The organism is Vibrio sp. 1557 (assembly GCF_033340175.1).
In the GTDB taxonomy this organism is placed as follows: Bacteria; Pseudomonadota; Gammaproteobacteria; order Enterobacterales; family Vibrionaceae; genus Vibrio; species Vibrio alginolyticus.
The window spans coordinates 1-6,653 of sequence record NZ_JAWOVZ010000051.1 but is presented as its reverse complement, the minus strand read 5'-3'; the positions used below and the strand labels follow the sequence as shown (position 1 = coordinate 6,653).

The 6,653-nt window shown below is 45.1% G+C and carries 6 protein-coding genes and 4 tRNA genes; 9 read left to right on the top strand and 1 reads right to left on the bottom strand.

The annotated features are described in order from the left end of the window. Positions 1-74: 74 nt before the first annotated feature. Positions 75-1,331 (bottom strand): glutamyl-tRNA reductase, encoded by a 1,257-nt coding sequence (gene hemA, locus R7070_RS24130; RefSeq protein ID WP_005384104.1) that lies wholly within the window; start codon positions 1,329-1,331, stop codon positions 75-77. 134 nt (positions 1,332-1,465) lie between these two features. Between hemA and lolB the strand changes: the two genes are divergently transcribed. The 9 genes from lolB to R7070_RS24085 all read left to right on the top strand — a co-directional run bounded on the left by lolB (position 1,466) and on the right by R7070_RS24085 (position 6,536). After that, positions 1,466-2,104 (top strand): lipoprotein insertase outer membrane protein LolB, encoded by a 639-nt coding sequence (gene lolB, locus R7070_RS24125; protein WP_226084100.1) that lies wholly within the window; start codon positions 1,466-1,468, stop codon positions 2,102-2,104. Further along, positions 2,101-2,973 (top strand): 4-(cytidine 5'-diphospho)-2-C-methyl-D-erythritol kinase, encoded by an 873-nt coding sequence (ispE, locus tag R7070_RS24120; RefSeq protein ID WP_021034139.1) that lies wholly within the window; start codon positions 2,101-2,103, stop codon positions 2,971-2,973. The genes lolB and ispE overlap by 4 nt, the downstream gene beginning before the upstream one ends. A gap of 27 nt (positions 2,974-3,000) precedes the next feature. Next, entirely contained in the window at positions 3,001-3,945 is a 945-nt protein-coding gene (locus tag R7070_RS24115) for a ribose-phosphate pyrophosphokinase (RefSeq protein ID WP_005393176.1), read from the top strand. 151 nt (positions 3,946-4,096) lie between these two features. Then, positions 4,097-4,687, top strand: a complete 591-nt coding sequence (gene pth / locus R7070_RS24110; protein ID WP_005384112.1) for an aminoacyl-tRNA hydrolase — start codon at positions 4,097-4,099, stop codon at positions 4,685-4,687. Between the two features lie 10 nt (positions 4,688-4,697). Then, positions 4,698-5,789 carry a redox-regulated ATPase YchF gene (ychF, locus tag R7070_RS24105; RefSeq protein WP_005393178.1) on the top strand — a complete coding sequence of 364 codons (1,092 nt, stop codon included), beginning with the start codon at positions 4,698-4,700 and terminating at the stop codon, positions 5,787-5,789. Positions 5,790-6,073: 284 nt separating this feature from the next. After that, positions 6,074-6,150 (top strand) — tRNA-Met (locus R7070_RS24100). Between the two features lie 40 nt (positions 6,151-6,190). Then, positions 6,191-6,275 (top strand) — tRNA-Leu (locus R7070_RS24095). A gap of 32 nt (positions 6,276-6,307) precedes the next feature. Further along, a tRNA-Gln gene (locus R7070_RS24090) sits at positions 6,308-6,382 on the top strand. Between the two features lie 77 nt (positions 6,383-6,459). Further along, a tRNA-Met gene (locus tag R7070_RS24085) sits at positions 6,460-6,536 on the top strand. The last annotated feature ends 117 nt before the right edge of the window (positions 6,537-6,653 follow it).

Below are 6,653 nucleotides of genomic sequence, written 5' to 3'. Positions count from 1 at the left end.
ACGTTCTACTAGCGTTTCTAGCTTAGTCAGAATAGAGGCTTTCATAGTGTCGTTTTCTTAATAAAAAGCGTGAGTTATAGATCATCCAAGCCAAGTGTTTGGCGGATAATCGTTAATTTTGCTGGTTCGCCTTGCTCAGCTGCACTTTGCAATGCGCGAGTTGGAGCGTGAATCAGTTTGTTGGTGAGTTTATTACTCAGCTCGCGCAGCACTTTCTCCGGATCTGCGCCTGCCGCTAAAGATTGCAAACTTTTGCTCAGTAACTCTTCACGAATTTCGTTGGCTGATTTGCGATAGTCGCGAATACTATCGACGGCTTGCAGTGAACGCAACCATGTCATAAATGCAGCGCTTTCTTCACTAACAATCGCTTCAGCTTGAATCGCTTCGACTTTACGCTGCTCAATGTTGCTGTCGATGATAGATTGCAAGTCATCAACAGAATACAGATATGCGTCGTTCAGTTCACCGACTTCCGACTCCACATCTCGCGGCACCGCAATATCGACCAACAAGATAGGTTGATGCCGGCGCTGCTTTAGAGCCGTTTCGACCATACCTTTGCCAATAATAGGCAATGGGCTCGCCGTTGAGCTAATCACAATATCCGCTTTCGCCAAATGTTCAGGAATTTCGTTCAAACTGATCACTTCTGCGCCAAATTGGTCCGCTAAGCCTTGCGCGCGCTCTTTAGTGCGGTTCGCGACAATCATTTTTGTGCAACCGTTGGACGCTAAATGCTTCGCGACCAATTCAATCGTCTCACCCGCACCAACTAAAAGCACGGTTGAATCTGATAACGACTCAAAAATATGTTTTGCCAGTGTACATGCCGCATAAGCCACGGACACGGCATTACCACCAATATCTGTCTCTGTTCTCACCCGTTTGGCGACTGAGAACGTCTTTTGAAACAGTTTATCAATCGAGGCATCGACAGCTTGATGATCTCGCGAGTCAGAAAATGCTTGCTTTACCTGCCCCAAAATTTGAGGCTCACCCAACACCAGAGAGTCAAGACCGCACGATACGCGCATCAAATGCTTTATTGCAGCTTGTTCTTCATGAACATACAAACTCGGCATTAAATCTTCGCGGCTCACTTGATGAAATTGAGCAAGCCAATCGATCAACTTGTTTCGCGCTCCTTGCTTAACATCGCAGTACAACTCAGTTCGGTTACAGGTTGAAACAATCACACTGCCGTTAACTGCTTCGTGCTCTCTAAGTTGCTCGAGTGCAGGGCCGAGTTTATCCGGACCAAACGCCACCTTCTCTCGCAAGTCGACAGACGCTGTATTGTGATTAATTCCAATAGCAAGCAAGGACATCTAACGTGGTATCTCTGGGATAGGTTATAAAATAGGTCCAGAATTTTACTGTAAGCACGCATTTATTGAAAGGGTAAGCCGGATTTGTTTTCCTAAGTGCGACTTTTCAATGCTATAGTTGTGAGCGATTCCCGATGAAACTGATTAATAAGCTATCAAACATGACGTTACGCTCCTTTATTCTTTTTTTCTTGTCGAGCTTACTGCTCGCTGGTTGTTCGTCCGTTCCTGAAAGTGTTACCAGCGTTGAATGGCAAGCTCATGAGCAGCGACTCGAAACCATCCGAGATTTTCAAGCAACGGGGAAACTTGGTTATATTGGCCCAGACCAAAGACAAAATTTAAACTTCTACTGGAAACATTCTTCAGCACTAAGCCAGTTGCGTTTAACAACGATTCTCGGACAAACGGCATTAAAGCTCACCATCACCCCACAAGGCGCCACAGTAGAAACTTACGACGATCAGGTCCTTTCTTCTCGCAGTGCTAACCAGCTGATTTACCGTCTTACAGGGTTAATGATGCCCGTCGATCACATGCCTGACTGGCTATTAGGTCTACCGACCGATGCCGACAAATTCCAACTGTCTCCAACCAATACACTGCAAGCGTTAAACAAACAAATTGGTTTAAATGATTGGAGTATTGCTTATCAACGATATGGCGACGTTCAATGGCATGAACAGTCTCTCCCTCTGCCAAATAAGCTGAAACTCACCACAGCTGATGTCAAAATAAATCTAGTGATCACAAAATGGAACATCACCCAATGATTGAACTTTCAACACGCTGGCCATCACCAGCGAAATTGAATCTCTTTCTATATATCAACGGCCGTACAGAGAATGGCTACCACGAGTTACAAACCTTATTCCAATTCGTCGATCACGGCGATGAGCTCACCATTCAAGCGAACCATTCTGGTGATATTACGATTTCTCCAGACATAGAAGGTGTGCCCCTTCAAGACAATTTAATTTGGAAAGCAGCAACCGCGCTTCAAACTTACTCAAACTGCCCTTTTGGCGCGCATATTGAGCTACAGAAAGTGCTGCCTATGGGTGGAGGCATTGGTGGGGGCTCATCGAATGCAGCTACAGCATTAGTGGCACTGAATTACTTATGGCAACTGAATCTAACTGACGACGAACTGGCTGAAATTGGTTTAAAACTGGGCGCAGACGTGCCCGTATTTGTGCGCGGATTTGCAGCTTTTGCTGAAGGTGTTGGTGAAAAACTCTCTCCTGCTTATCCCGAAGAAAAGTGGTATTTAGTCGTCAGACCGAATGTATCTATCGCAACCGTCGACGTTTTTTGTCATCCAGATTTGACGCGAAACACCCCAAAACGAGATCTAGAAACACTTTTAAATACGCCAAGCGTAAACGATTGCGAAAAAATTGTACGAATGCTCTACCCAGAGGTTGATAAGCAACTTTCTTGGCTGCTACAATACGCGCCGTCAAGATTGACGGGGACAGGATCTTGCGTTTTTGCTGAATTTTCGAGCAAATCTGAAGCAGAAACTATCCTTGCACAACTCTCTGATAAAGTCTCGGCATTTGTCGCTCAAGGGCGCAATATTTCGCCATTAAAAGAGACTTTGGCTGAATACCAATCAGCCTCACACCGACCTATTTAAACTGGACGCAAACCCGAGGTTTCCACCGTGCCTGATATGAAGCTATTTGCTGGTAACGCAACACCTGAACTAGCCCAACGTATTGCTGATCGTCTTTACATCTCTCTTGGTGATGCATCTGTTTCTCGCTTTTCTGATGGCGAAGTTGCAGTTCAAATCAATGAGAATGTTCGTGGTAGCGATGTTTTCATCATTCAATCCACTTGTGCACCGACTAACGACAACCTAATGGAATTGGTTGTTATGATTGATGCAATGCGCCGTGCTTCAGCAGGCCGTATCACTGCAGTTATCCCTTACTTCGGCTACGCTCGCCAAGACCGTCGTGTACGTTCTGCGCGTGTGCCAATTACTGCAAAAGTTGTTGCTGATTTCCTATCTAACGTTGGTGTTGACCGCGTTCTAACTATCGACCTACACGCAGAGCAAATTCAAGGCTTCTTCGATGTACCTGTAGACAACATCTTCGGCACGCCAGTGCTACTTGAAGATATGCAGGCTCGCGGTCTAGATAACCCTGTAGTGGTATCTCCTGACCTAGGTGGCGTTGTTCGTGCTCGTGCAACAGCAAAAGCACTAGGCGACATCGACATCGCAATCGTAGATAAGCGTCGTCCACGTGCAAACGTTTCTGAAGTAATGAACCTAATCGGTGATGTTGAAGGTCGTGACTGTGTGATCGTTGATGACATGATCGACACAGGTGGCACACTATGTAAAGCAGCTGAAGCACTAAAAGAGCGCGGTGCTAAGCGTGTATTCGCTTACGCTACTCACGCAGTATTCTCAGGCAACGCTGCGGATAACATCAAGAACTCAGTTCTTGACCAAGTTATCGTAACTGACTCTATCTCTCTGTCTAAAGAGATGGCTGCAACAGGTAAAGTGACAACACTAAGCCTATCTCGCATGCTAGCTGAAGCGATTCGTCGTATCAGCAACGAAGAGTCAATCTCTGCAATGTTCAACTAATACGAACATTTCAGTTACACTGATTTCAAAAGCACCCCTCTTTGGGGTGTTTTTTTATTTGTACTGATAACTAGAAAATCCCTTGGTCGCCCACCGCGAGTTTTCTGTGCTATCATACTGCGCTTTTTGAGATTCCAGAGAGATCCTAACCTTGAGTCAACAAATCAAACTTCTTGTTGGTCTTGCTAATCCAGGACCAGAATACGCCAGAACTCGTCACAATGCGGGCGCTTGGGTTGTAGAAGAATTAGCACGCGTTCACAACGTTACACTGAAGAACGAACCAAAGTTTTTTGGTCTAACAGGACGCATTATGGTCAATGGCCAGGATCTCCGTTTGCTTATCCCAACCACCTTCATGAATCTATCAGGTAAATCGATCGCAGCGCTTGCGAAATTTTATCAAATTAAACCTGAAGAGATCATGGTTGCTCATGACGAGCTAGACTTACCGCCAGGTGTCGCTAAGTTTAAAAAAGGTGGGGGTCACGGTGGACACAACGGTCTGCGTGACACCATTAGCAAACTGGGCAATAACAAAGATTTTTATCGTCTTCGTATTGGCATTGGTCATCCGGGACACAAAGATAAAGTGGCGGGTTTTGTATTAGGTAAAGCGCCAGCTAAAGAGCAAGAGCTTTTAGATGCAGCAGCTGATGAGGCTGTTCGTTGTCTAGATATCCTGATTAAGGATGGCCTATCTAAAGCACAAAATCGCCTCCACACGTTCAAAGCTGAATAAGGTTACTATCATGGGTTTTAAATGTGGCATCGTTGGTCTACCTAACGTAGGTAAATCAACTCTGTTCAACGCACTAACTAAAGCGGGTATCGAAGCAGCAAACTTCCCGTTCTGTACCATTGAACCAAACACTGGTGTGGTTCCTGTGCCAGATCTACGTCTAGACGCACTAGCTAAGATCGTTAACCCACAGAGAGTTCTTCCAACGACGATGGAGTTCGTGGACATCGCTGGTCTTGTTGCTGGTGCATCACGTGGTGAAGGTTTAGGTAACAAATTCCTAGCTAACATCCGTGAAACAGACGCGATTGGCCACGTTGTACGCTGTTTTGAAAACGAAAACATTGTTCACGTTTCAGGTAAAGTTTCACCTATCGAAGATATCGAAGTGATCAACCTTGAACTTGCAATGGCTGACCTTGATTCTTGTGAGCGAGCGATTCAACGTAACGCGAAGAAGGCAAAAGGCGGCGATAAAGACGCAAAATTTGAACTAACCGTACTAGAAAAACTGTTACCAGTACTAACTGAAGGCGGCATGGCACGCACAGTTGAGCTATCTAAAGAAGAGTTAGCAGCAATCGGCTACCTAAACTTCCTAACACTGAAGCCAACTATGTACATTGCAAACGTAAACGAAGATGGCTTCGAAAATAACCCATATCTAGATGCGGTTCGTGAGTTCGCAGAAAAAGAAAACAATGTCGTTGTACCTGTATGTGCAGCTATCGAATCTGAACTATCTGAACTAGAAGATGAAGATCGCGAAGAATTCCTAGCAGATATGGGGATCGAAGAGCCGGGCCTGAACCGTGTAATTCGCTCTGGTTACGAACTACTGACTCTACACACCTACTTCACAGCAGGTGTTAAAGAAGTACGTGCTTGGACAATCCCTGTTGGTGCAACTGCGCCTCAGGCGGCAGGTAAGATCCACACTGACTTCGAGAAAGGCTTTATTCGTGCAGAAGTAGTTGGTTACGACGATTTCATCCAATTCAATGGTGAAAATGGCGCAAAAGACGCAGGTAAATGGCGTCTAGAAGGTAAAGACTACATCGTAAAAGATGGCGATGTTGTACACTTCCGCTTCAATGTTTAATTAAATGAATGAATTCTAAACACTTCATTTACACTAAAAGCCAGCTGTTAAGCTGGCTTTTTTAATACCTTAAGTAAATGAACAAAAATAAACTACGCAACTGCAAGCTAATTTATTTCCAGTTTTAGATCATAAACACGCCTCTTTGTTTAAAAAGGAAGCGAACGAGGTTTTTTCCGAAATTTATTAAAAAAAACTGTTGACGGATCTCACTCAACTTCGCATAATGCGCGCCGTTCCCAACGACAAGGCAACAAAGCGTTGAGAACAAAAAATATGGTTTTGGCTACGTAGCTCAGCTGGTTAGAGCACATCACTCATAATGATGGGGTCACAGGTTCGAATCCCGTCGTAGCCACCATTCCTAAATGTTCTTTTTATCAGAGCAGTTAGGAATAGATGCGGAAGTGGCGGAATTGGTAGACGCACCAGATTTAGGTTCTGGCGCCGCAAGGTGTGAGAGTTCAAGTCTCTCCTTCCGCACCATATTTTAAATAGTCATTGTGACTATTGCCTGCAGGTCTATCGCCAAGCGGTAAGGCAGCGGCTTTTGATGCCGCCATTCCCTGGTTCGAATCCAGGTAGACCTGCCATTATTCAAGTGAGATTCCTTTATAAAAGGGGTTGTCACTGAGAGCGTGAAGGTTTATATTGTCTCGCTCCAAAAGATGGCTACGTAGCTCAGCTGGTTAGAGCACATCACTCATAATGATGGGGTCACAGGTTCGAATCCCGTCGTAGCCACCATGAACAACGTTATTTAGGTTTTTACCAATTACCTTGATAACTACAGAATAAGTTGCGGAAGTGGCGGAATTGGTAGACGCACCAGATTTAGGTTCTGGCGCCGCAAGGTGTGAGAGT